General features: G+C 59.2%; 20 protein-coding genes, 2 tRNA genes and 1 riboswitch. Of the genes, 16 read left to right on the top strand and 6 right to left on the bottom strand.

Annotation, left to right across the window (positions count from 1 at the left end; genetic code table 11):
• Window positions 1-35: 35 nt before the first annotated feature.
• Window positions 36-109: riboswitch (Fluoride riboswitch) on the bottom strand.
• A gap of 131 nt (window positions 110-240) precedes the next feature.
• A tRNA-Ile gene (locus tag IC231_RS09840) sits at window positions 241-314 on the bottom strand.
• A 162-nt stretch (window positions 315-476) separates the two neighbouring features.
• On the opposite strand from IC231_RS09840, the gene IC231_RS09845 reads away from it, so the two are divergent.
• The 3 genes from IC231_RS09845 to IC231_RS09855 are packed head-to-tail and all read left to right on the top strand — an operon-like array spanning window position 477 to window position 3,007.
• Entirely contained in the window at window positions 477-1,154 is a 678-nt protein-coding gene (locus IC231_RS09845; RefSeq protein ID WP_190784352.1) for an HAD family hydrolase, read from the top strand.
• Window positions 1,108-2,334: a site-2 protease family protein gene (locus tag IC231_RS09850; protein WP_211538980.1), complete on the top strand. Its 1,227-nt coding sequence runs from the start codon at window positions 1,108-1,110 to the stop codon at window positions 2,332-2,334. Before IC231_RS09845 ends, IC231_RS09850 begins: the two co-directional genes overlap by 47 nt.
• Window positions 2,335-2,365: 31 nt before the next feature.
• Window positions 2,366-3,007, top strand: coding sequence for a hypothetical protein (locus IC231_RS09855; protein ID WP_190784353.1), 642 nt, complete (start codon window positions 2,366-2,368; stop codon window positions 3,005-3,007).
• A 98-nt stretch (window positions 3,008-3,105) separates the two neighbouring features.
• Here the strand turns inward: IC231_RS09855 and IC231_RS09860 are convergent, their stop codons facing one another.
• Window positions 3,106-4,296 (bottom strand): phosphoglycerate kinase, encoded by a 1,191-nt coding sequence (locus tag IC231_RS09860; protein ID WP_190784354.1) that lies wholly within the window; start codon window positions 4,294-4,296, stop codon window positions 3,106-3,108.
• 261 nt (window positions 4,297-4,557) lie between these two features.
• On the opposite strand from IC231_RS09860, the gene IC231_RS09865 reads away from it, so the two are divergent.
• The 8 genes from IC231_RS09865 to IC231_RS09900 all read left to right on the top strand — a co-directional run bounded on the left by IC231_RS09865 (window position 4,558) and on the right by IC231_RS09900 (window position 13,494).
• Complete coding sequence (locus tag IC231_RS09865) at window positions 4,558-7,257, top strand: D-alanine--D-alanine ligase family protein (protein WP_190784355.1); 2,700 nt, start codon at window positions 4,558-4,560, stop codon at window positions 7,255-7,257.
• 60 nt (window positions 7,258-7,317) lie between these two features.
• Complete coding sequence (locus IC231_RS09870; protein WP_185890041.1) at window positions 7,318-8,103, top strand: PASTA domain-containing protein; 786 nt, start codon at window positions 7,318-7,320, stop codon at window positions 8,101-8,103.
• 216 nt (window positions 8,104-8,319) lie between these two features.
• Complete coding sequence (locus IC231_RS09875; protein WP_190784356.1) at window positions 8,320-10,170, top strand: T9SS type A sorting domain-containing protein; 1,851 nt, start codon at window positions 8,320-8,322, stop codon at window positions 10,168-10,170.
• A 96-nt stretch (window positions 10,171-10,266) separates the two neighbouring features.
• Window positions 10,267-10,566: a rhodanese-like domain-containing protein gene (locus IC231_RS09880; RefSeq protein ID WP_190784357.1), complete on the top strand. Its 300-nt coding sequence runs from the start codon at window positions 10,267-10,269 to the stop codon at window positions 10,564-10,566.
• A gap of 149 nt (window positions 10,567-10,715) precedes the next feature.
• Window positions 10,716-11,168 (top strand): MarR family winged helix-turn-helix transcriptional regulator, encoded by a 453-nt coding sequence (locus IC231_RS09885; protein ID WP_190784358.1) that lies wholly within the window; start codon window positions 10,716-10,718, stop codon window positions 11,166-11,168.
• A 30-nt stretch (window positions 11,169-11,198) separates the two neighbouring features.
• Window positions 11,199-11,636 carry an organic hydroperoxide resistance protein gene (locus IC231_RS09890; protein WP_190784359.1) on the top strand — a complete coding sequence of 146 codons (438 nt, stop codon included), beginning with the start codon at window positions 11,199-11,201 and terminating at the stop codon, window positions 11,634-11,636.
• Window positions 11,637-11,782: 146 nt separating this feature from the next.
• The gene (locus tag IC231_RS09895) at window positions 11,783-12,778 is read left to right on the top strand and encodes an NADP-dependent oxidoreductase (protein WP_190784360.1); all 996 of its coding nucleotides are present in this window, start codon (window positions 11,783-11,785) and stop codon (window positions 12,776-12,778) included.
• Window positions 12,779-12,813: 35 nt separating this feature from the next.
• Window positions 12,814-13,494, top strand: coding sequence for a type 1 glutamine amidotransferase domain-containing protein (locus tag IC231_RS09900; protein ID WP_190784361.1), 681 nt, complete (start codon window positions 12,814-12,816; stop codon window positions 13,492-13,494).
• Window positions 13,495-13,686: 192 nt separating this feature from the next.
• Here IC231_RS09900 and IC231_RS09905 read toward each other — a convergent pair whose 3' ends face one another.
• The 3 genes from IC231_RS09905 to IC231_RS09915 form a co-directional block, all read right to left on the bottom strand.
• On the bottom strand, window positions 13,687-15,606 hold the full coding sequence (locus IC231_RS09905) for a RecQ family ATP-dependent DNA helicase (RefSeq protein WP_211538982.1): 1,920 nt from the start codon (window positions 15,604-15,606) through the stop codon (window positions 13,687-13,689).
• A gap of 231 nt (window positions 15,607-15,837) precedes the next feature.
• Complete coding sequence (locus tag IC231_RS09910; protein ID WP_190784363.1) at window positions 15,838-16,641, bottom strand: hypothetical protein; 804 nt, start codon at window positions 16,639-16,641, stop codon at window positions 15,838-15,840.
• Window positions 16,642-17,147: 506 nt separating this feature from the next.
• Window positions 17,148-17,804: an ABC transporter ATP-binding protein gene (locus IC231_RS09915; RefSeq protein ID WP_190784364.1), complete on the bottom strand. Its 657-nt coding sequence runs from the start codon at window positions 17,802-17,804 to the stop codon at window positions 17,148-17,150.
• A 255-nt stretch (window positions 17,805-18,059) separates the two neighbouring features.
• Between IC231_RS09915 and IC231_RS09920 the strand changes: the two genes are divergently transcribed.
• Together IC231_RS09920 and sucC are read left to right on the top strand one after the other, a co-directional pair.
• Window positions 18,060-19,112, top strand: coding sequence for a glycoside hydrolase family 113 (locus IC231_RS09920; RefSeq protein ID WP_211538983.1), 1,053 nt, complete (start codon window positions 18,060-18,062; stop codon window positions 19,110-19,112).
• Between the two features lie 239 nt (window positions 19,113-19,351).
• A complete protein-coding gene (sucC, locus tag IC231_RS09925) occupies window positions 19,352-20,554 on the top strand; it encodes an ADP-forming succinate--CoA ligase subunit beta (protein WP_190784366.1) in 1,203 nt (400 codons plus the stop codon).
• Window positions 20,555-20,639: 85 nt separating this feature from the next.
• Here sucC and IC231_RS09930 read toward each other — a convergent pair whose 3' ends face one another.
• Window positions 20,640-21,122, bottom strand: a complete 483-nt coding sequence (locus IC231_RS09930) for an Ohr family peroxiredoxin (protein ID WP_190784367.1) — start codon at window positions 21,120-21,122, stop codon at window positions 20,640-20,642.
• A gap of 145 nt (window positions 21,123-21,267) precedes the next feature.
• Between IC231_RS09930 and IC231_RS09935 the strand changes: the two genes are divergently transcribed.
• From IC231_RS09935 to IC231_RS09945, 3 genes are all read left to right on the top strand, one after another.
• Window positions 21,268-21,339: transfer RNA gene (locus tag IC231_RS09935), tRNA-Arg, on the top strand.
• Between the two features lie 266 nt (window positions 21,340-21,605).
• Window positions 21,606-23,150 carry a SulP family inorganic anion transporter gene (locus IC231_RS09940; protein ID WP_190784368.1) on the top strand — a complete coding sequence of 515 codons (1,545 nt, stop codon included), beginning with the start codon at window positions 21,606-21,608 and terminating at the stop codon, window positions 23,148-23,150.
• Between the two features lie 138 nt (window positions 23,151-23,288).
• Window positions 23,289-25,172, top strand: a complete 1,884-nt coding sequence (locus IC231_RS09945) for an alpha-amylase family glycosyl hydrolase (RefSeq protein WP_190784369.1) — start codon at window positions 23,289-23,291, stop codon at window positions 25,170-25,172.
• The last annotated feature ends 385 nt before the right edge of the window (window positions 25,173-25,557 follow it).

The following is a 25,557-nucleotide window of genomic DNA, read 5'->3' on the forward strand; positions in this document are numbered from 1 at the left end:
CGTGAAAATCTACCCGGCCAGCCTTCGGGGCCAGCCGCTCAGTAGGAATCATCAGCACAAAGCGGAAAGCTCTGGCGGTTCGCGGTGGAAATCCATCACCGTAAGCGTGGGGCAAATATAGAACGGCTCCAGCTATTTCAATCTGGTTTTCCCGCAAATCAGCCTATGCCGCCACGGCTACCTGCCGTTGGCAGAGAACAGAAAACCCGCTCTACACAGGTGTAAAGCGGGTTTCAAGAGTGGGCCCAACTGGAATCGAACCAGTGACCTGCTGATTATGAGTCAGCTGCTCTAACCGATTGAGCTATAGGCCCGGTGCCAAACCAAGTGCCGCAGCCATTGATTTCGACGCTGCAAACTTCGAAGTTTGTGGCCGTATTTGCAATTGGCAGGGAGCTAAATCGTGAAATGAGGTGCTGGTTGCGTACCGGCCTTGCTTGCGCTGCCACTCCGCCATGGCGCTATTTTCTTCCCCTATGTCCCGGAAACTTCCCAATCTGCTGTTCGACTTCGGCGGTGTCATCATCAATATCGACTACCAGCACACGCTGGACGCCATGCGCCGCCTGCACCGGCACGGCAGCACCATCGAGTTTACGCAGGCTGCCCAGTCGGAGCTGTTTGACCTGATGGAAACCGGCCGCCTGACGCCGCAGGAGTTTCGGGAAGGCCTGCGGACCACGTATGAGCTGGATGCCACCGATGAGCAGCTGGATGCGGCCTGGAACGCTCTGCTGCTGGACGTACCCGCCGAGCGGCTGGCGCTTATTGCCGAACTGCGCGCCCAGGGCCACGAAACCGCGTTGCTCTCCAATACCAACCAGATTCATATCGAGGAAATAAACCGCGTGCTGCACCGGCAATATGGGTTCGAGCAGGGCATTGCCGACTGCCTGGACCGGGTTTTCTACTCGCAGCAGGTGGGCCTGCGCAAGCCCGGCGAGGAGATTTTCCGGCATGCCTTACGCGAGATGAACTGGAAAGCCGAGGAAACTCTTTTCATTGAGGACAGTTTTCAACATATAGAAACTGCGCGCCGACTGGGCCTGCACACCTTGTTTCTGGCCCCGCCGCTTACCCTCACCGACGCTCTGCCCGCTGCCCTCCGTGCCTTTCCCGACCGAGAATACTCCGCCGCTCCTCCCCTTTCCTGACGCGCCGGCTCCGCCGCTTTCCCCTGCCGAAGACTTGGAGGCCGCTTTCACCCGCTACGAGAAACCGGAGCCGCCGCGCTGGCGCCGCTACCTATTGCACCTGGGTCTGTTTCTCATCACGCTGGCGACTACCACGCTGGCAGGCGCCGAGTGGATGACGGGAAAATTCACGTTTGGTGCGCCGGGGCTGGCGGCGGCTGAAGTGCAGCAGGGGTTGTGGTTTTCGCTGCCGTTTCTGGGGGTGCTGGCCGTGCACGAGTTCGGGCACTATTTCACGGCCCGGCACAACGGCGTGCGGGCTACTCTGCCGTTCTTCATTCCGTTTTTCACGGGCTACTTCAATACCATCGGCACGTTCGGGGCCGTCATCCGCATCAAGGACCGCATATTCTCGCGGCGGGAGTTCTTCGATATTGGGCTGGCAGGGCCGCTGGCCGGGTTCCTGGTAGCCGTGCCCGTGCTGGTTTACGGCTTCACGCACCTGCCGCCGCTCGATTACCTTTTCCAGGTTCACCCTGACTACCGCCAATACGGAGCCGATTACGCTCAGTATGTGTACCGCGACGGGCAGGGCATGGCGCTGGCGCAGCCGCTGCTTTACCAGGGCCTTGAGTATCTGTTTGCTGACCCAACCCGCCTGCCCCACCCCAACGAGCTCATGCACTATCCGGTGTTGATGGCCGGGGCGCTGGCGCTGTTTTTCACGGCCCTCAACCTGCTGCCCATCGGCCAGCTCGATGGTGGGCATATTCTGTACGGGCTGCTGGGGGCGCGGCGCTTCAATCGGCTGTCGGCGGGGCTGTTTGTGGCCTTTATTTTTTATGCGGGCCTGGGACTGTTTTCATTGCAAAGCGACAAGCAGCAGTGGCTCTATTGGGGCCTGCCCTACTTTGCTTACCTGTTTCTGGTACTTCGGCGGGCAGTGCCAACGCCACGCCGGGCGCTATTTCTTAGCCTGGGGATATGGGCAGCTCAGCTGGCCTGCACCGTGGCCTGGCCGGGAATTTTCGGCAACCCGGGCTGGCTGGTATTCGGACTGATCTTGAGCCGCGTAATGGGCATCTTCCATCCGGCTGCGCCCGATGAATCCCCGATTTCAACCCGACGCAAGGTTCTGGGCTGGCTAATGCTGGCTATTTTTGTGCTGTGCTTCACGCCCAGCCCTTTCAGATTTATGTAGCGGCGTGAGCCGAAACACCCTGTATAATTTGATGCAACTTGAACAACGCCGGCTGTGGGCCGGCAGCACCCAGCTGGCTCTGCGCCAGCACGGCTTCTATATCTGCCAGCGTCAGGCCTCGGGCCGGGCGGTGCTGGAAGTAGAGCTGCCCTACGAAGAAATTCTGCCGGTGCGGGTAGAGCGCCGCAACACGGTGCCCCATAAAAAGCTGCTGAGTCTGCTGGCCATTGCGTGCTGGTGGCTGTTCACTTACTCACTCGACCACCACGAGGACGCCACGTTTGTCGTTGATTTCTGGTTGTGGTTTCTGGGCCTGGGCGGTAGCCTGGGGGCCTATATCTGGTATGGCTGGCAGTACCAGTGGCGCGAGTTTGCGCTCCTGACGGCTCGTTCCAGCGTCATTCTGGCCGACCGCACCACTGAACGGGACACGTTGCATGGCTTCGCGGAAAGCTTGGAGCGCCGTACCAAAAGCTACCTCCGCCGCGAGTACGGGCAGATTAATCCGCTGGGGCCTATTGAAATGCAGCTGAGCCGCCTGAACTGGCTGCACACGCTGGAAGTGCTGACCGATGCCGAAACCCGCGCCAGCACCACCCGCCTTACCGGACGCCTCTCCACCGAAAACCTGCGTAGCATGGGTCAGGACTTGGAAATGCCTTACGTAAATTAACCTGTAGCCTCACCAGGAAATCAGCAGTACCCCGCAACCACAGAAAAGCCCGGCAGATGCTGCATCTGCCGGGCTTTTCTGTGGTTGCGGGGTACTATTTAGCGGCCTTCCAATGCTGCTACGCCGGGCAGTTCTTTGCCCTCCATATACTCCAGTAGCGCGCCGCCGCCGGTGCTGATGTAGCTCACTTTATCGGTGAAGCCCAGCTGGTTGACTGCCGCCGCCGAGTCGCCGCCGCCGATGAGGCTGAACGCGCCGGCCGCCGTGGCGTCGGCAATGGCCTGCGCTACGGCCTCGGTGCCTTTGGCGAAGGTGGGCATCTCAAACACGCCCATCGGGCCGTTCCAGAGAATGGTTTTCGACTGGCGCACCACTTCAGCAAACGCCTTGCTGGACTCCGGGCCCAGGTCGAGGCCCATCCAGCCGTCGGGAATTTCGCTGTTCGAGGCCACTTTCGTCTGGGCGTCGTTGGCGAATTTGTCGGCAATGAGGCTGTCGGTGGGCAGTACCAAATTCACACCTTTGGCTTTGGCCTTCTCCATCAGGCTCAGGGCCAAGTCCATTTTGTCGGCTTCCAGCAGCGAGCTGCCGATGTGGCCGCCTTGCGCTTTGGCAAACGTGTAGGCCATGCCGCCCCCAATCAGCAGGTTGTCCACCTTATCGAGCAGCTTTTCAATCAGCATGATTTTGTCGGAGATTTTGGCGCCGCCCATGATGGCCGTGAAGGGCCGCTCGGCATGTTCCAGCACCTTTTTAGCGTTGTCCAACTCGCTTTGCAGCAGGTAGCCGGCCACGCGGTCCTGGGGAGCAAAGTGGCTGGCCATGACGGCCGTGGAGGCGTGCTTGCGGTGCGCGGCCCCGAAGGCATCATTCACGTACACGTCGCCGAGCGGAGCCAGCTTTTCGGCAAATGCGGCATCGCCTTTCTCTTCCTCGCCATAGAAGCGCACGTTTTCCACCAGCAGAATCTGGCCGGGCTGCAGCGCCTTAGCCTGCTCCTGTGCCTTCAGCACGTCATCGGCAAACTGCACTTCCTGGCCATACTCTTGGCCAAGACGGGCCACAATGTGCCGGAGCGAATACTTATCCTCGGGGCCGCCTTTGGGCCGGCCCAGGTGCGAGAGCAGCACTACCGAGCCGCCATCGGCCAGAATCTTCTTGATAGTAGGAGTAGCCGAGCGGATGCGGGTATCGTCGGTGATGGCGAAGCTTTTGTCGAGCGGCACGTTGAAGTCAACACGCACCACAGCGCGCTTACCGGCAAAGTTGTACTGGTCGAGGGTTTGCATGGAATAAGGATTGGGTTGAGGATGGGCGAAGATAGGTAATGAGGGGATGGAGTGATGGAGTGAATGGTGAAATGAAGAACGTCATTCCGAGCGAAGGCGTAGCCGCAGCCGAGGAATCTCGCTAGTGTGGTAGCTACGCACGCGAGATTCCTCGGCAAGCTCGGAATGACGTTCTTCCACCTTACCTGTCACCTCTTACCTGTCACGTGTCACCATTTACCCCATCACTCCATCCCCTCATTACCTATCTTTGCGCTACCTATGAAAATTGGCATCTTCTTCGGCGGCCCGTCGCGTGAGCGGGAAATCAGCTTCGCGGGCGGCCGCACCGTATACGACAACCTCGACAAGGCCCTGTTTGAGGCCGTGCCGGTGTTTGTGGACAGTCGCGGCAACTTCATTCTGCTCGATTGGCACTACATCTACAAAGGCACCATCCGGGACTTCTACCCGCCGGTTTCGGCGCTGCCCGCTTCCGAGCACAAGCTGCAGGTGTACCTGGAAAGCCTGGGCGAGCTGACACAGGCCGAGCAGGACCAGATTATCAGCGAAGTAGGCCGCCGCGTGCAGCCCCACGAGCTGCGTGAGCTGATGGATTTCGCTTTCCTGGCTTTGCACGGTCCGGCCGGCGAAGATGGCGCCATTCAAGGGCTGCTGGAGTGGTACGGTATTCCGTACTCGGGCTCCGGCATCCTGCCTTCGGCGTTTGGCATCGATAAGATTGCGCAGAAAAAACTGCTGCACGCACTGGGCCGCCCCACGCCCGCTTTCCGCGTCGTGACGGCCGAAGAGTGGGACGCCGCCGACCCGCAGGCTACCCTCGACTACCTCGTACGGGAACTGGGTTTGCCGCTGGTATTCAAGGCGCCGCGCCAGGGCAGCAGCATCGGCATCAGCATCCTGCGCGAAGCCGACGTGACCAAGTTTCAGGCGGCCATTGACCGCAGCCTGTTCCGCAAAACCGTGACCCGTGCCGACTGGCAGCGCCTTTCGGAGCGTGACAAGCTGGCCTGGGTGCAACACCTCACCGATATCCGCGACGGTATCGGGCTGCCGGTGGTGCTCGACGACGAGCCGACCATTATCTATCATCCCGAAACGCTGCTCACTACAGTTAGTGAGCGGCTCGAAACTGCTGAGGCGGTGCGCCTGACCAACGTGGATGGTGAGTCGCAGGTGTTGGTAGAGAGCTTCGTGCACGGCCGCGAGTTTTCGTGCATTGTGGTGGAAGACCCGAGCGGCAAGCCGCTGGCGCTGCCCCCCACGGAGATTGTGAAGGGTGAGGAGATGTTCGACTACCGCTCGAAATACCTGCCCGGTCTGTCGCGCAAAATCACCCCCATCGACCTGCCCGAAGCCGAAATCCAGCGCATCCGGGAGGCCTGCGAGGAAATGTTCACCACGTTTGGCTTCCAGGTATACGCCCGCCTCGACGGCTTTCTGGCTCAGGACGGGCAGCTATTCCTCAACGACCCGAACACCACGTCGGGCATGCTGCCGGCTTCGTTCTTCTTCCACCAAGCCGCCGAAATCGGGCTCAATCCGTCGCAGTTCCTCACGTTCCTGATTCGCACGTCGGTGGCAGCGCGGCGGCGCGGCGGCATGCAGCCGGTGCGGCTGGCTGGCCTGCTCGCCCGCCTTGATGCAGCCGTGGCTTCGCGGGCCCACGAGGAGCGCACCCGCACCAAAGTAGCCGTAATTATGGGCGGTTACTCGTCGGAGCGGCACATTTCGGTGGAAAGCGGCCGCAACATCTACGAGAAGCTCAGCTCCAGCGTCAAGTACGAGCCGGTGCCCGTGTTTCTGGCCGGCAACAGCCAAGAATTCCGCCTGTATGTGCTGCCCATCAACGTGATGCTGAAGGACAACGCCGACGACATCCGGGAGAAAATAGAATACGCCGAGGCCGGCCACGAGCTGCACCCGGTGCTGGCCCGCATCCGCCGCGAGGCTGAGGCCATCACCAGCACCTACGCTGGCCAGGCCACGGCGCAGCCGCGCCGTGTTTCGTTCGAGGAGTTGGCCGACATGGTAGATGAGGTATTTATTGCGCTGCACGGCCGCCCCGGCGAGGATGGCGCGCTACAGCGTGAGCTGGAAAAGTTCGGGCTTCCCTACAACGGCTCGGGCGCCGATTCCAGCTCCGTTACCATAAACAAGTTTGAAACGAACCGCCGCCTGCGCGAAGCCGGGCTGCGCGTGGCCGAGCACCGCATGGCCAGCCGCCTGGAGTGGCAGGCCGATGCCGAAGGCTTCTACCGCAGCCTCGAAACGCAGTTCCCCTACCCCTTCATTGCCAAGCCCGCCGACGACGGCTGCTCTTCGGCGGTGAAGAAAATTAAGACCCGCGCCGAGCTGCAGGCCTTCACCCGCCTCATCTTCCGCGACCAGGAAGACCTGATGCCCGAGGATGCTACCACGCTTAATCTAGGCTTCAAAGAGGAATTTCCGCAGAAGGATGCCTTCCTGGTGGAAACCCTGATTTCGCGCGACGGGGCGGCGCATTTCCTGGAAGTAACGGGCGGCCTGCTCACGCATTTCGGGCCCAATGGCGAGCTGCAGATTGAGGTGTTTGAGGCTTCCGAAGCTTTGGCAACAGGTGAGGTACTGAGCCTGGAGGAGAAGTTTCTGGCTGGCGAAGGCCAGAACATCACGCCTGCCCGCTACGCCCCGGAGCCGCAGGAGCGCCAGCGCATTTCGGAGGAAGTGAAAGCCGAGCTGAAGCGCGTGGCCGAAGTGCTCGACATCCAGGGCTATGCCCGCATCGACGCGTTTGTGCGGGTGCGCGACAACGGCGCCGTGGAGGTGCTCATTATTGAGGTGAACTCGCTGCCCGGCATGACGCCCGCCACCTGCATCTTCCACCAGACGGCGCTGGCCGGCTACACGCCCTATCAGTTCATCGACCAGATTCTGGATTTTGGGAAGAAGAGAAGCGAAAAGCTGGCCTTGAAAAGCTAAACTGCTGGCCTTAGCGTTATTTGCCCCTCTCTCTTCCGCTTGCTCACTTCTATTCGTAAGATGTCCTTTCTCAAATCTGATACGCCGCTTGACCTTGTAAAACACCTGCTGGTGATTGGCGTGGCCACGGCAGTACTGGTGTTCGGGTTCTTTTTCGTGTATCTGCCCCTCACTACCAACCACGGCGAAACCATTGTGGTGCCCAAAATCACGGGCATGAACCAGGCCGACCTGGAAGACTACCTTGACGAGCGGAACCTGCGTTTCTACGTCGATGACAGCTCCTACAATCCCGGCACGCGGCCCTTCACGGTGCTCAACCAGGACCCCGCCCCCGGTGAGAAGGTGAAGGAAGACCGGAAAATCTACATTACGGTGGCCATGAAAAACCCACCCGTCATCAAGATGCCCAAGCTGACCGATGGCTCGGTGAAAAACGCCCAGATGATTCTGAGCAGCTACGACTTGGTGGTGGGCCAGATTAAGCTGGTGCCCAATATTCAGCAGAACGCCGTGCTGCGGCAGCTGGTAGGCGGTAAGGACATTGCACCCGGCGCGGCCATTGCCAAAGGCACTAAAGTCGACCTGGAAGTAGGCGACGGCCTCGGCAACCAGGAATTCCCGGTGCCTAACCTCATCAACATGCCCGCCGATGAAGCGACTACGCTGCTGGTAGGCCAGGGCCTGCAACTGGGCGAAGTATTCTACCAGCCGGCTCAGGACGGCGAAACCGATGGCACGGTGGTGAAGCAGCGCCCCGTGGCTACGCCCGGCGCCACTATCCGCATGGGCCAGCTGGTTGATATCTGGGTGGCGGGCGACGAGCCGGTGAAGAGCGTTAACTAAGTCCACACTCTACCTTATCAGAAGCCCTTACTAGGGCAGTTGCACTGCAACTGCTTTGGTAAGGGCTTCTGGCTGAAAGGCAGTATACGGGATGGTGTTTTTTCCCGCGACGCCTGAAATTTTCTCTGCTGCCGGCACGTTTGACGCAGGTATCCTAACTTAGTCCCGATGATGTGTCCGAAACCTTTACGCCTCTCTGTTTTATCATTTCTGAGTTTGCTGCCGCTGGCTGGCCTGGCGCAGCTGGGGCCGCTCACCTCCGACCCCGGCCGCACTTCGCCGGGCGCATTCCGCCCGCGGGCCACGGCCCAGCGCAGTCAGGCGCTGGCCCTGCCCTTTTTCGATGACTTCACGACCCCTCTGGATGGGCGGCCCAATGTTCAGTTGTGGCAGAATGGGGGCGGCGTACTGGTCAGCAACCGGTTTGCGGTAGCACCGCCCACCCGCGGCACCGCCACCTTCGATGGGCTGAAGGCCGATGGCCGCCCGTATGGCAGCGGCTACAGCGACATTGATACGCTCACCTCGCAGGCCATCGACCTGAGCGCCAGCACAGCCGCCAGCAAGCTGTACCTGGGATTTTACTGGCAGGCCGGCAACGTACTGCGGGCTCCGGAGCAGAGCAGCAGTTCCCGCACCCGGTCGTTGCAGCTGGAATTCCGGGACGCCTCCGGCAACTGGGTGCCCGTCTGGACCCGGCTCAGCAATGGCACGCGCGAAGCATTCCGGCGCAAGTTTGTAGCCATTGACCAGACGCGTTTTCTGCACGCCAATTTCCAGTTCCGGTTTCGCACCAAAGGCAGTCTGGCCAGCAACGATGACTCCTGGAGCGTCGACTATGTGAAGCTGGCTCCGGTGCAGACCACGGCTGATTCGGTGTATCAGGATGTGGCGACCAGCAAGCCGCTGAGCAGCCTGCTGGCCCGGGGCTCGGCCATGCCGGTGTGGCAGTACAACGCGGCAGCCAATCCGGCCAGCATGCTCAATCCGGCCACGTACACCACCATCAACAACCTCTCGACCACCAATATTCCGGTTCCCGGCCAGTGGATAGGCACGCTGGAAGTGCTGCCGAGTGGGCCGGTGGCGGCATTCACCACCACCCCGGCTTTCACGCTGAGTAGCCCGCAATACCAGGCGCGCATAGAAGGCGACCTGCGCACCAGCCCCATCCCGGTTACGGCCGACCCCAAAACGATTCGGCACCGCATCCAGCTAAACACCGGTGAAGGCGGCGTCAACCCGCTTACGCTACCCAACGACAACATCATTCGGCTGACGGAGCTGAATGACTATTACGCCTTTGACGATGGCACGGCCGAAGCTACCGTGAGCGTACCGCAACCGGGTTTGGCCACCAACTATTATGCCTTGCGCTTCGAGTTGAATAAGCCCGACCAAGTACGTAGCATCCGTATTTCGCCCTCGTTCCCGAGTGCGGCCAACCGCACGATAACCGTAAATGTCTGGGACGCGGATCCGGCGAACAGCAACGCTCCCACCCGCCTGCCCAAGTCCACGCAGAGCATCCAGCTGCCTGACTCTTTGCCGGCCGGGCAGACTTTTCTGGAAGTAGCTCTTCCTAGTCCGGTGGCGGTGAGCGGCGTGTTTTATGCCGGGTACGGCCATGGGGTCATCAGCACGGCGCTCAATATCAATGTTGACATGAATACTGTGCCGCCAGCCGATGCCATGTGGCAGTTTACCCGGGGTTTCTGGGAGCCTAAGTCTACTGTTTCGCCCGCCACTCCGCCTCTTTATGACGGCTATGCCCTCATGTTGCGGCCCGTGATGACCAACAATGTGCTGGCTGTAGCGCCAGCAGCCGTGGCGGCTGGGTATGCTCTCTATCCAAACCCCAGTTCGGATGGACAAGTACAGGTGCAGGGGCGCTATAGCCGGGCGCTGGTGCTGGATGCATTAGGTAGGGTAGCCTGGCAGCAGCCGGCCGCGCAGCAGGGCCAGCCGGCGCTGGATCTGCGGGAGTTGCCGGCCGGTCTGTATCTGGTTCAGCTTGCCTTGCCGGATGGCCTGACGGTTACGAAGCGCCTGATACTGACTAAATAGCACCCGAAAACTGCGCGGATTAGCGGCACTTCTGCGCAGTTTTTCCCACCTTTGCTCTTCCTTCCACATCCTTCTACCACCCTTTTTTCTCATTTTATGCCCGACATCACCCCTGCCGAGCTAAAGCAACGCCAGGCCGCTGGCGAGACACCAACCATCATTGACGTGCGCGAACCTTGGGAAAATGAGGAAGGCCGCATTGAGGGTAGCCAGAATATTCCGCTCGGCACGCTTCCCCAGAAGCTCGAGGATCTGGAGGACTTAAAGGACCAGGAGATAATCGTGCACTGCAAGGGCGGCGGACGTTCGTCTACTGCCAAAGCCTTCCTGAGCCAGCAGGGCTTCACACACGTGCGGAACCTGGTAGGCGGCTTTCAGGCGTATCAGCAGAGCTAATCATCCGTTTTCCTGTCTAAAAGGCTGCCTTCCACCCAGGAGGCAGCCTTTTTTATGCCCTTTGCACAGACTGTATGGAATCAGGCCTAAAAAATTAATTGCACACAATTAAACATTACACAACCTTATCCGTTCTATACCCGAACTGCATGAGCAACGACACGCCCCATACCGCCCCCAATCCCCTGCAACAGCTGGACAACCAACTGTGCTTTCCGCTGTATGCACTCTCCCGCATGGTCACGAAGGCCTACCAGCCACTTTTGCAGGAGCTGGACCTGACTTACCCGCAGTACCTCGTGTTTCTGCTGCTGTGGGAACACCAGGAGCTAACGGTAAAGGAGCTGGGCGACAAGCTGCTGCTGGACTCCGGCACGCTCACGCCGCTGCTCAAGCGCCTGGAACAGAAACACTGGATCAGCAGGCGCCGCGACCCGCGCGACGAGCGGTCCGTCATCATTGGGCTATTACCGGCCGGCCGGGCATTGCAGGAAAGAGCCTGCAAGGTGCCGGAGCAGGTTTTTGCTCAGCTCGACATGTCACCGACGGAGTTTGAGGCATTGCGCCAACAACTGCGTCATCTGTTAACTCACCTGGCTTAGGCCGTTTTACTTTTTCTTTTCCTACTTCCGATGAAAATCGAAAAAATCTTCACTGCACAGGCGAAAGCCAAAGGTGGCCGCGACGGCCAGATTACGTCCAAAGACGAGGTGCTCAACCTTGCCTTGAGCACGCCGCGCGAAATGGGTGGCCCCGGCAAGCCGAACTCTACTAACCCCGAGCAGTTGTTTGCAGCCGCCTACGCTTCCTGCTTCGAAGGCGCGCTGGGCGTAGCAGCCCGCCAGGCGCAGGTGAAGCTGAACGGGGTGACAGTGGAAGCCCTGATTGGTTTCGGCCAGGCCGAAGACGGTGGCTACGGCATTTCGGCCGACCTGCACATCAATATTCCTGGTGTGGAGCAGCAGAAGGCCGAAGAACTGGTGCAGGCGGCTCACGGCATCTGCCCCTACTCACGCGCCACCCGCGGCAACATCGAAGTGAACCTCACGACTACAACGGAAGCCGCTTAGGCTGCTAGTAGCTTTTTACAGGCTGCCATCCTGAGCCACACGGTAGCCATTCTCCGCTCGGATGGCACCTCTACCCGCCGGGCACGCTGAACTGTTTGGCGGCTCAGCTCAGGATGGCAGTTTTCTTTTCTCAGTTCTTCCCCGCTATGCAAAACCAAACTATTCTGCTCGCCAGCCGCCCCAGCGGTACTCCTACTGCCGATAATTTCCGCTTCGAGACCAGCATGGTGCCATCCGTGGCAGCGGGCCAGGTGCTATTGAAGACGCTGTACGTTTCTGTGGACCCATACATGCGGGGCCGTATGAACGCCGGCAAGTCGTATGTGGCGCCCTTCGAGGTAGGCCAACCTATTGCGGGTGGCGTGGTGGCAGAGGTAGTGGAAAGCCAGCTGGAGCAGCTCCCGGTGGGTAGCGTGGTGGTTGGCAACCTGCCCTGGCAGCAGTACAGCCTCTCCGATGGCAAAGGCCTGCAGCGCATCCCAACGGGTCCGGCGCCGGTCAGCTATTTTCTGGGTCTGCTGGGTATGCCCGGCCTCACGGCCTATTTTGGGCTGTTGGATATCTGCCAGCCGAAGCCCGGCGAAACCGTAGTCGTGTCTGGCGCGGCCGGGGCTGTGGGCATGATTGTGGGCCAGTTGGCCAAAATAAAAGGAGCCCGCGTGATTGGTACGGCTGGTTCCGATGAGAAAGTAGCTTACCTCAAAGAGCTGGGCTTCGATGAGACCATCAACTACAAAACCGCCGACATTCCGGCTGCTTTAGCTGCGGCCGCCCCAAACGGCGTAGACTGCTACTTCGACAACGTGGGCGGCGCCATCACGGATGCCGTGTACGACCTGCTCAACAAGCACGCCCGCATTGCACTTTGCGGCCAGATTTCCAGCTACAATGACGCTGAAGTACCCGTTGGCCCGCGCCCGGAAGGCAAGCTGCTCAAGACCAGTGCCAAGCTGCAGGGCTTTATTGTGGGCGACTACCTGCCGCAGTGGCCCGAAGGCGTAAAGCAGCTGACCCAATGGTACCAGGAAGGCAAGCTACGGACGGAAGAAACCGTGACGGAAGGATTCGACCAGATTCCAGCCGCTTTCCTGGGTCTGTTTAAAGGCGAGAATACCGGTAAAGCCCTTGTAAAAGTGGCTTAGCCGTTTGTTTTAGTTTCACTCTTACCCCTACTGCCATGAAGATATTGATGGTTCTGACCTCGCACGACCAGCTCGGCGACACAGGCAAAAAAACCGGTTTCTGGCTCGAAGAATTTGCCGCACCTTACTACGTGTTCAAAGATGCCGGCGCTACGCTCACACTAGCTTCCCCAGCCGGCGGCCAGCCGCCCCTCGACCCCAAAAGCGACGACCCGGACGCCCAGACGGAGGCCACCAAGCGGTTCAAGCAGGACCCCGATGCGCAGCAAGCCCTGGCCAGCACCGTGAAGCTGGACTCGGTTTCGGCCGCTGACTACGACGCTGTATTCTACCCCGGCGGCCACGGCCCACTCTGGGATTTGGCCGAAGACAAGAAGTCGATTGAGCTGATTGAAACGATGTACGCTGCCGGCAAGCCCGTAGCAGCCGTCTGCCACGCGCCCGGCGTGCTGCGCCACGTGAAAGCTGCTAACGGCGAGCCGCTGGTAAAAGGCAAGTCGGTAGCGGGCTTCACCAACACCGAGGAGGAAGCCGTGCAGCTCACCAATGTGGTGCCTTTCCTGGTGGAAGACATGCTGAAGCAGAACGGCGGCACCTATTCCAAAGGTGCCGACTGGGCCCCGTACGTCGTGAAAGCCGGCAACCTGATTACCGGCCAGAACCCCGCTTCGTCGGAACCAGCCGCTGAGGAGCTGCTAAAACTGCTGAAGAAGTAGCCTCAATCGGGCTCCAAACCAAGCCGCCCCGGCCGCGCCTGAGACAGGAGCAGCCGGGGCGGCTTTTCGTTGGCAAAAGTTCTGTAGCCTATTCTCTGAATTTTTAAAATAAGCTACAAACACCTGTAGCTTATTTTAAAAATTCAGAGAATAGGCTACAGAGCAGAAAAACCGTTATCGGGCATACTGTAGCTACCCCAGCCGCCCATCCGTTGCGTAGCGCAGTTCCCCTAGCTCCACCAGTTCCCGCAGCAGCTGCGTGATAGTAGTAGCCTGCCCCGGCGCAAACTGGGTCAGAATTTCGCGCGGCGTCTGCGGGCTGGCTTTTACCAAAGCCACCAGCTGCTCCCGCAGCTCGGGAGCCGGCGCTGTTTCCTGCTTGGCCTTTTTCTTGGCGAGGCAAAAGTCGCAGACCTGGCAGGCAGGCGCGTCCAGCTCCCCAAAATATTCCAGCAACAGCTGCTGGCGGCAGCGCCCCCCGCCGGCGTAGCGAATCACGGACTCGGTTTTGTGGCGTGCCAGCTCGCGGGCCTGGTTCAGGCGTTTCTGGTCCAGCGGCAGCTTGTCGGCGTCGAAGCGCGGAGTCGTGAACAGGGCCTGCGGCGACTCGTGCTTGGGCTGGTACTGAATGATGCCGGAGCGGTGCAGAAACACCAGCATCTTGCGCACATCCACCACGCTCAGGCGCAGGTGCTGGGCCAGACTGTTTTCCGAAATCCGCTGGAAGCCCGCAAACAGTTCCCCGCCATTGAAGCGCAGCAGGCTCTTAATCAACTGGTCTTGCTGCTGGTTGGCCACCTGAAACCGGTACAAGTCGGTGTGGTCGATGGGGATGTGCACGCGGGCCGGGTTGTTGACGGCTTCATTCAACTGCACAAACCCTTCGCGCTCCAACGTGCGCAGGCTGTTGTGCGCATCCAGCGCCTTGATGCGGTAGGTTTCCGCAAACTGCTGAATGTCGAAGTCGAATGCCACTAGCTCGCCACCACCCACGGCCGTGCGCGAGAAATTAGCCAGCGCCTGATACACGCGTCGCACCGTGTCCAGCGGCGGATAGGCCTGTTGGGTACGGCGGCGCAGCTCGTCGGCATCGTTGGGGCCCTGCAGCAGCACGGCAAAGGCGTATTTCTCGTCGCGGCCGGCGCGGCCCGCTTCCTGATAGTAGGCCTCTAGGTTGTCGGGCGCGTCGAGGTGCACTACCAGCCGCACATCGGGCTTATCGATACCCATGCCGAAGGCGTTGGTAGCCACGATGCAGCGGGTTTTGTTCTGCATCCAGTCCTGCTGGGTGCGGGTGCGCTGCTCGCTGGGCAGGCCCGCGTGGTAAGGCGCCGCGGCCACGTTCTGCTGGCGCAGGTAGTTGGCAGCTTCCTCGGTCTGGCGGCGCGTGCGGGCATACACGATGCTGGTTTTGTCGGCCCCTACCCCGCGCACCACTTCCAGCATGCGCTTGAGCTTGTCCTCCGTGCTCAGCACCGAATACGACAGATTGGGCCGGGCAAAGCTCTGCTGGAACACCCGGTGTGAGGCCCCAAACCGCAGCTTTTCCACGATATCCTGGCGTACCTGCTCGGTGGCAGTAGCCGTGAGGGCAATGCACGGCACGCCCGGCAGCAACTCACGCAGCTCCTGAATCCGCAGGTACGGCGGCCGGAAGTCGTAGCCCCATTGCGAAAGACAATGCGCCTCATCGATGGCCAGCAGGCTCACTTTCATCTTGCCCACCCGCGCCCGGAACATGTCCGTCAGCAGCCGCTCGGGGCTCACATACAGAAATTTCACCGGCCCATACACGCAGTTGTCTAGGGTCTGGTCGATTTCCTGATGGCTCATGCCCGCATACACAGCTTCGGCTTTGATGCCCCGCTTGCGCAGGTTTTCCACCTGGTCCTTCATCAGCGCAATCAGCGGCGACACCACCACGCACAGCCCCGGCTGGGCCAGCGCCGGTACCTGGAAGCAGATGCTTTTGCCGCCGCCCGTCGGCAGCAGCGCCAGCGTATCCTGCCCGACCAGCACCGACCGGATAATATCTTCCTGCAGCGGCCGAAACTGGGTATGCCCCCAGGTCTGGCGCAGCACATGCAGAATATCGTCGGTTTCGGGCAGCAACTGATTTGAGGAATATGGCGGACTACGAAGGTAGCGCCACTCGGCTGGAATCGAAAGCGCAGAACCGTTTCGCGCAGGGGCGGGGCAAGCCCCGCCCCTGCGCGAACTGAGCATCCATCGTTCAACGACGGGCGGGGGCAAGCCCCGCCCGTCTACGGATACCGGATGTAAGCCACAACAAAAAAGCCCGGTTCCAAGCGGAACCGGGCTTTCGGTGTATGTACTGGCAGCTTATGCGGCAGCGGCCTGGCCGTTTTCACGGTCCTCAATGGCCTTCTTCAGCTTGGCAATAGCCTGCGTGGCACGCTCATCGTCCAGACGGTTGATGTTGAGCAACATCTTGGTCTTTTCCGGACGAGTAATCACCGGATGGTTCAGCAGGCGGATGATTTCCTCCTTCTGCGCGGCCGAAGCGTAGGCTACGGCCGGCGCAGCTGGCTCAGCAGCTACTGCCTTCATGGCGGCTGGGGCCTCAGCAGTGGCGGCAACCTCCGCAACCGGTGCAGCAGGCACAACTGCCATAGCAGGCTGGCTGGTTACAGCGGGCGTGTTGCCGCCGTACTCCATTTCCTCGGCCGGCGTAGGCTCGTAACCCGCCGCCCGAATAATCCAGGCCAGGATGTTGCGGTAGGCTTTGCCGATGGCCCGGGTCTGGGCCATGCTCATGATGGCAAACTCCTGGTAGAACTTCTTGCCCTGCTCCTTATTGGAGCAAATGGCGAAGCCTGCCCCCACCGTGTGGCCCGACTTCATGTCGAACAGCGTCACCTTGGCCTGATACTTAATTTCCTGGTCCGTGGACACGTTAATGACGTGGTCGACGATGGGCACGATGCCCAGGCGCGAACCGGCATACTGCCAGCCTTCCACGTTCACGAACTCCTTGCCCTGCACGGTGGTCGTGAGCTTGTTTTCCTTGATAAACTTGGCCAGGTCCGTCGCCAAGTGCAGCGTCTCGTCGGAGCGCGAGATGTCGAAACTCTCCACTTTGGTCTTGCGAACCGGCTCTTTGATGGTCTTGGTTACGTCAGTCATGGCGTCTGTTGTTTTTATGTCCTGTAATACCGTTGTGTGTTCTGAGTATGTAACGCCTCAGCACCTACAAAGGTGCAAAAAACAGACTATTTTTTATCAATTTTTATCACTGAATAACAGACACTTACAAACATTATTTCCAAAGCAGTTAGTCAACTAACCTTTTTGGCTTTCATCAGCGCCATTTCATCAAAAACCGACCAGATATTCGGCACAGATTCTACCCAGTTTTACACAAAAAATAACCCCTTGCTCCGTTCCGGTAACGGAGCAAGGGGTTTCTACAGAACGGTCCGGGGCAATAACGGACGCGTTACCTAATCGACTGTAATACACTCTCGGAGAGAGTGGGAATGTTGGGTTCTAAACGCCTAGCAACGCGCCTGGGTTCCTCGCTGCTAATTGGATCCATTTTCCGGCATAGCGTAGAGGGTTGCTACCAAGCACAAAAAATACCGCTGACTTGCGCCAGCGGTATACTTTTGAGTTGTGCTGCCGGAATGGATTTAGCCTTCCCAGATGTAGCCATCCTTCATCGTAATCTTGCGGTCGGCCATTTCCGCCAGCTGGTCGTTGTGCGTCACGATGACGAAGGTCTGGCCCAGCTCCTTGCGCAGCAGGAAGAAGATCTGGTGCAGCTCCTGGGCGTTCTGCGAGTCGAGGTTGCCCGAAGGCTCGTCGGCGAAGATAATTTCGGGGGAGTTGATGAGGGCGCGGGCCACGGCCGTGCGCTGCTGCTCGCCGCCGCTCATCTCCGAGGGCTTGTGGTCGGCGCGGCGCTCCAGGTTCAGCATCCCAAGCAATTCGCGGGCCCGCACGCGGGTTTCCTTCTCCGAGCGGCCGGCCAAGTACGCCGGCAGACACACGTTTTCAAGGGCCGTAAATTCGGGCAGCAGGTTATGAAACTGGAAGATGAATCCGATATGGCGGTTGCGAAAACGCGCCAGTTCCGACCGTTTCAGCGAGCTGACCGACTGGCCGTCGAAGAGGATTTCGCCGGAATCGGGGTTGTCGAGCGTACCCAAAATGTGCAGCAGCGTGCTCTTGCCTGCTCCTGAGGAACCTACGATAGACACGATTTCCGCCTTTTCAATGGTCAGATCGATGCCCTTTAGGACTTCCAGCGTGTTGTAGCTTTTACGAACGTTTATGGCTTGCAGCAAAACGGAACCAAGTGAAGTGAGCCGGAATACGGGAAACAAATCTACAGTTTGCTGCGCAGATTACGCAGCCCAGCCCTATTTCATCTGCCTTACGGCTGCTAAGCAGTGCGGTGCCGGTGCTAACGCAATGGAGATACGGGCGGTTTTGCACAATTTGGGTCTTGTCTTTTGTGCTACACCGATTTTATGATGGCCACTCCGTTTCCTGTCGCCCACCGTGTTGCTTGGTTGCTGGCTGGAGTATTGGTGCTAGCCATGGTAGCGGTTGCTGCCTTGCAGCAGCGTACTGCTCCTCGCGTATCAGTGCCAGCTGAGGCTGGTGAAACTTCTGCGGCTACCCGCCGCGTAACGGGGCGTTTGCTGGGCGTGAATTGGGTGGCGGCCGACTCTGCGTCGAGCCAGGATATGGAGCCGCTGGTGCGCGCCCACGTGACCTGGATTGCCCAAACACCTTTTGGCTGGCAGCCCGACGCGGCTCAACCGCAAGTGCGCCTGCATACCGGTGCGGGCAGCCGCAACTACTGGGGCGAAAGTGACCGGGGCCTCATCCGCACGGCATTGTTGGCGCGGCAGCGTGGCATCCGGACAATGCTCAAGCCGCATCTGTGGCTGCGCAGCGGCGGCACCTGGCCCGGCGACGTGAGTATGCGTTCCGAAGCCGACTGGCAGCAGTGGTTTGCGGCGTACACCACATTCATTGTGCACTATGCTGCGCTGGCCGAGACCAACGGTATGGAGGCGCTGTGCATCGGGACGGAGCTGGAGAAAACAGTAAGCCACGAGGCGGAGTGGCGCGCCCTCATCGAGCGGGTGCGCCAAGTGTACCACGGCCCGCTCACGTACGCCGCCAACTGGAGCGGGGAGTTCGAGCAGGTGAAGTTCTGGGACGCGCTGGACTACATTGGGGTGCAAGCCTACTTCCCGCTCAGCACCACCGAGCGGCCCACCAAAGCGGCACTGCTGAAAGCCTGGCGCACGCCGCTGGCCCGCATGGCCGCCGTGCAGAAACGCTATGGCAAGCCTGTGCTGTTCACAGAAGCCGGCTACAAAACCACGCCCGATGCCGCCATTCAGCCCTGGGTATGGCCCGACCGCAACGCCCTGCCCACCACCCCCGACGAAACCACACAACGCGTCTGCTACGAGGCGATGTTCGAGACGTTCTGGCCGCAGCCCTGGTTTCGGGGCATCTTCATCTGGAAGTGGTACCCCGGCCTGCAGCCCAACGGCCCCGCCCACCGCCACCTCGACTTCACTCCCCAGCACAAACCCGCCGAGCAGGTAATGGCGCAGTGGTATGGGAAGTGATAGGGTGATGGAGTGATGAAGCAGATAAGTTAATATGTCATCCTGAGCTTGCGAAGGACCTTATCAATACAAAACAGCTGGCGTATTAGCGACCCGTTCTGCCGTGATAAGGTCCTTCGCAAGCTCAGGATGACAGAACCATTTCACCTCATCACTGCATCACCTCATCACTTAATCCCCCCTTTTTGCCTACTTTCGCGCTCAGTAACCCACCCCGAACTTCTCTTTAACCGACCTTTATGAACATTCACGAGTATCAGGGCAAAGAAATTCTGAAACGCTACGGCGTGCGCGTGCAGGAAGGCATCACGGCCGACACTGCCGAGCAGGCGGTGGAAGCGGCCAAGAAGCTGACTGAAGAAACCGGCACGAGCTGGTACGTTATCAAAGCCCAGATTCATGCGGGCGGCCGTGGCAAAGGCGGTGGAGTGAAACTCGCCAAAAACCTGGAGCAGGTGAAAGAAATTGCCGGCCAGATCATCGGCATGCAGCTCGTAACCAAGCAAACCGGCGCCGAAGGCCGCAAGGTGCATAAGGTGCTGATTGCGCAGGACGTGTACTACCCCGGCGCTTCGGAAACCAAGGAATACTACATGAGCGTACTGCTGGACCGTGCGACCGGCAAAAACGTCATCATCTACACCACCGAAGGTGGCATGGATATCGAGGAAGTAGCCGAGGCGCACCCCGAGAAAATCCACCGCGAGCATGTTGATCCGCGCGTAGGTCTGCGTCCGTTCCAGGCCGCTAAAATTGCCTTCAACCTGGGCCTGACCGGCCCGGCTCAGAAGGAAATGGTGAAGTTCGTGCAGGCCCTGTACAAGGCCTACGACGAGACGGACTCGGCCATGTTCGAAATCAACCCCGTTCTGAAAACTTCGGACGACAAGATTCTGGCCGTTGACGCCAAAGTAACCCTCGACGAAAACGCCCTGTACCGCCACAAGGACTTCGTGGAGCTGCGCGACACCAACGAGGAAGATCCGCTGGAAGTGGAAGCTTCGGCTTCCAACCTGAACTATGTGAAGCTCGACGGCAACGTGGGCTGCATGGTGAACGGCGCCGGCCTGGCCATGGCCACCATGGACATCATCAAGCTGAGCGGTGGCGAGCCGGCCAACTTCCTCGACGTAGGGGGTGGAGCCAACGCCCAGACCGTAGAAGCTGGTTTCCGCATCATCCTGAAGGATCCGAACGTGAAAGCCATCCTCATCAACATCTTCGGTGGCATCGTACGCTGCGACCGGGTGGCGAATGGCGTGGTGGAAGCCTACAAGAACATCGGCGACATCAAAGTGCCTATCATCGTGCGTCTGCAGGGCACCAACGCCGAAGAAGGCGCCCGCATCATCGACGAAAGCGGCCTGAAAGTGTACTCGGCCGTGCTGCTGAAGGATGCCGCTGAGCGTGTGAAGGAAGTGCTGGCTGCCCAGGGCATCTAGTCTCTCCAGGCCAACTGCTTAGCATAAAAAAGGCCCGTCCGGATATCCGGACGGGCCTTTTTCGTTGGGCTATTGAAAGCTGCGGTTAGCCTTTGGCGGCTACTCCGGCATTCTCATCAGCTTCTACGGGCAGGGCTTCGCCTTTCACGCGCAGCTCCACTTCCATGTTGCCGCGGGTGCCTACCGAGTACGGGCAGATTTTGTGGGCCTGACGCACCATTTCCACGGTTTTCTGCTGGTCAAACGACTTCAGGTCGACGTCGAGCACGGCCGACAGGCCGTAGCCTTCGCCTTCCTGAAACAGGGTCACCGAGCATTTTACCTCGGTTTGCGGGTCGAGCTTGTCGCCGGCGCGCTGGGCAATAACGAGCAGCGCCTGCTGGAAGCACGACGAGTAGCCAGCCGCGAACAGCTCTTCGGGGTTGGTGGCGTTTTTCTTGCCGCCCAGCCCTTCCGGCACCGACATATCCAGGTCGATGATGCCAGTGGCGGAGCGGACGTGGCCGCTACGGCCGCCTACTGCGGTGGCGTCGGCGGTATACAGGTTCTTTTTTTCAGTGGAAGCCATAAGTAGAAAAAGTTCGGGTTGTGTGCTAAGGCTAACTGCTTTACCAGCCGGAAGGTTGTAGCCAGCCCGAACATGATTTTGCATAAAATGGCCCGTGCTGTTTTGCGCGGCGGCATTTTCTCTCTAGTTTTGCGCCTCACTACCGGGTTGCGTAGTACAACGGATAGTATGGGAGCCTCCGAAGCTCTAGATCTAGGTTCGATTCCTAGCGCGACCACACCTAAGCCTGTTAATCGACTGTCCAGCAGTTTATTGACAGGCTTTTTCTTTGCCACCCGGAAACTGTGCATGCTGGGCATCCGCGCAAAAACAGCCCTCCCAATGGTTTACTGCGCCTGGGTGACCTACTTTTGATGCTGTTTATGCAATTTTCCGCTTGCTTTATTTTTAAGCTTACCCCGCCCTGAGGACTGGCCAGACTGCCTTGTGCCGCCGCTTTCTGTAGAAAGCGTGCGGCTTTTCTTTTGTCCTACCTCAGATCCTATGTTTCAAGTCCTGCCCTATCTCGCGCAGTATAAAATCAACGTAAAAAATGAAGTACTGGCGGGCCTGACGACGGCGCTGGCGCTGGTGCCGGAAGTAGTGGCGTTTGCCCTGCTCGCCCATATTAGTCCGCTCGTGGGTATCGGGTCGGCTTTCATTATCTGTCTTATCACCAGCGTTTTCGGAGGCCGGCCCGGCATGATTTCCGGGGCGGCCGGCTCGGTGGCGGTGGTGATTGTAAGTCTGGTGGTGCAGCACGGCCCCGAGTATCTGTTTGCGGCCGTAGTGCTGATGGGCTTGCTGCAAGTGACTATTGGGCTGTTGCGGCTGGGCAAGTTTATCCGGCTGGTGCCGCAGCCGGTGGTCTATGGCTTCGTCAACGGACTGGCAGTCATCATCTTTATGGCGCAGCTGGACCAGTTTAAGGTGCGCGATGCTGCCGGCACAGAGCAGTGGCTGGCGGGCACTCCGCTGCTGCTAATGCTGGGCCTGGTGGGCCTCACCATGGGCATTGTGTACTTTCTGCCCAAGCTTACGAAGGCTGTTCCGGCCTCGCTGGTGGCCATTATAGTGGTGTCGGCGCTGGTGATTTTGGGCGGACTCGATACCAAATCAGTGGGCGACATTGCTTCTATTGCGGGCGGGCTGCCTACATTTCATGTCCCACAGGTGCCGCTGGCCTGGCACACACTGGGTATCGTGTTTCCCTACGCCCTCATCATGGCGCTGGTGGGCCTCACCGAAAGCCTGCTGACACTGACCGTAGTGGATGAAATGACCGATACCCGCGGCCGGGGCAACCAAGACTGTGTAGCGCAAGGCCTTGCCAACATCACCTCGGGTTTTTTCGGCGGTATGGGCGGTTGTGCCATGATCGGGCAAACCATGGTCAATCTGGAATCGAGGGGGCGTGGGCGGCTGTCTGGAGTGGTAGCGGCGGTGGCGCTGGCATTATTCGTAGTGGTGGGCTCATCCCTGATTGAGCGGCTGCCGCTGGCCGCGCTGGTGGGTGTAATGTTTATGGTGGTAATTGGCACGTTTGAATGGGCCAGCCTACGCATTTTGCGCCGGATGCCCCGGGCCGATGTGCTGGTGATGCTTGTGGTGACGCTCGTGACGGCCATTTCGCAGAACCTGGCGCTGGCGGTGCTGCTGGGCGTCGTTATTTCGGCGCTGGTATTTGCTTGGGAAAACGCCAAGCGCATTCGGGCACGTAAGTATCTGGATGAAACCGGCGTGCGCCACTATGAAATATACGGCCCGTTGTTTTTCGGCTCGGTGCAGGCGTTCAGCGAGAAGTTCGACACGGCCGGTGACCCGCAGCAGATTGTTATTGATTTTCAGGAAAGCCGCGTGGCAGATATGTCGGCCATTGAAGCGCTGCACAAACTCACGGAACGCTACCACCGCCTGGGCAAAACGGTGCACTTGCGCCACCTCAGCCCCGACTGCCGCCGTCTATTGGCCAACGCCGATTCCATTATCGAAGTGAACATTCTGGAAGACCCACTGTACACGGTAGCCGGCGCCAACCAGATGTACTAGCGTTGGGCCCAGCCCCTGATAAAGGCACTCTCAATTGAGTGTGGGACCATTGCGGACAAAGTGTATCTTCCTACAACGACTGGCTTCCGCAGCCATTCCTTTGGCTGTACTACTCTATTCCGTTCCCCGTTCTGCCCCATGAAAAAGCCCTACCTGTTCCTGCTTGCGCTCCTGCTGCCACTGCTGGCTGTGTCTCAGACGCCGGCCATTACCCGCCTCAATCCAACCAACTGGTGGGTAGGTATGAAGTACGCCAACGTGCAGCTGCTTGTGTATGGCCCACAGGCCGGCACCCTCACCTATTCTGTCACCTACCCCGGCGTCAAGCTCACGAAAACCAACACCGTTGAGAATCCGAACTACGCCTTTCTCGACCTAAGCATTGCGCCTACAGCCAAGCCCGGCATTGTGCGGCTGGTAGGTAAAAAAGGCACCCAGACTGTAACCCAGAACTGGGAATTGAAGGCGCGCGACAACAGCCCTAAAGCCCAGGGTGTTACGCAGGCCGATTTCATCTATCTGGCTATGCCCGACCGGTTTGCCAATGGCGACCCAACCAACGACAAGTTTGCCGACATGGCTGACCCCAGTTCTGACCGCGCCAACCCGTTCCTGCGCCACGGCGGCGACCTGCTGGGCGCGGCGCAGCACATCGGCTACCTCAAAGACCTGGGCGTAACAGCCGTGTGGTTTACGCCAGTCATCGAAAACGACCAGAGCCTGACCGACGAAGGCGGCGCCAAACGCTCGGCATACCACGGCTACGGCTTCACCGACCACTACAACGTGGACCGCCGCCTGGGAGGCAACGCTGCCTACAAGACGTATGTGCAGCAGGCCCACGCCGCCGGCCTGAAAGTAGTGCAGGATGCTGTGTACAACCACGTCGGCAATAACCATTGGTTTATCAAGGATCTGCCGATGAAGACTTGGCTCCATCAGTGGCCCACTTACACTAATACCTCTTACCGTCAGCAGCCCATTACGGACCCGCACGCAGCCCAGATTGACCGCCGCGTAACGCTCGACGGCTGGTTTGTGCCGTTCCTACCCGACCTGAACCAGCAGAACCCGTACGTTGCCAATTTCCTGATTCAGCATGCCCTGTGGTCGGTGGAGATGTTTGGGGTGGACGCGTGGCGTATCGACACGTACATGTACAACGACCAGCCGTTTATGAACCGCTGCAATGCGGCGCTGCTGGCCGAGTATCCGCGCATCCACATCTTCGGCGAGTCGTCGGTGAGCAATGTGGTGGACCAGGCGTATTACGTGCGCAACAAGATTGACTTTCCCTTCAAGTCCAACCAGCCCGGCGGCCTCGATTTCGTGCTGGAAAACGCCATGCTGGCCGGCCTGAAAGAAGTAGGTGGCACCTCCGCTACCGGCTGGGACAACGGTGTGCAGCGCGTCTATCAGGCGCTGGCGCAGGATGCCGTGTACCAAGACCCCGGCAAACTCGTGTCCTTTCTCGACAACCACGACCATAACCGCTACCTATCGGAAGTAGGGGAAGATATCAGCAAGTATAAGATGGGCCTGACCTGGCTGCTGACCACGCGCGGCATTCCCAGCATGTATTATGGCACCGAAATTCTGATGAAGAATTTCAAAGACCCTTCCGATGCCGAAGTACGCCGCGACTTTCCCGGCGGCTGGCCCGGCGACGCGCAGAACAAGTTTATGGCGGCCGGCCGCACCGCGCCCGAAAATGATGCCTTCAGCTTTGTGCGCACCCTGGCCACCTACCGCCGTACGCACCCGGCGCTGCACTCCGGCAAGCTGATGCAGTATCTGCCGCAGGACGGCCTCTACGTCTACTTCCGCTACGATGCCAGCGGCACCGTGATGGTGGCCACCAACTCCACCGACAAAGCCGCCGCGCTGCCTACCGCTCGTTTTTCAGAGCGGATGAGTGGCTTCTCGAAAGCCCGCAACGTGCTGACCAATGAAGCGCTAAGCAGCCTCAGCACTATTCAACTGCCGGCCAAAACTGCGCTGGTGCTAGAGCTGCAGCGGTAGCGGTAGGAAGCGGGTTGCTTTCTGAGCGGAAATACCCTGGCTCGTAGCTGCCAAAACCAGATCAGACCACTGATAAACAGCTCACTACCTCGCGCGCAAAGGTCGTATATCTGATTTTATTATTATTTAGAAAACCATCCACCATTGTTGAGGTATCTATTATGGGCAAAGCTTCGTATAGCGGCCCATTACTACATCCACTCAACTCCTGTTACCCATGTTGAAGCAACTTTTTTCCCTGACGGCACTGGCTTTGGTACTTAGCGTAGGCACCGCTACTACCGCGCAGGCCCAAACTAAAACCAAGTCGGACGACGAGAAAACCAAAACCAAGAATGCCGAGATGACCACCAAGACCAAGGTGGCCGATGATGGCAAAATGAAG

This window comes from Hymenobacter duratus, from assembly GCF_014698995.1.
GTDB classification, from domain to species: Bacteria; Bacteroidota; Bacteroidia; order Cytophagales; family Hymenobacteraceae; genus Hymenobacter; species Hymenobacter duratus.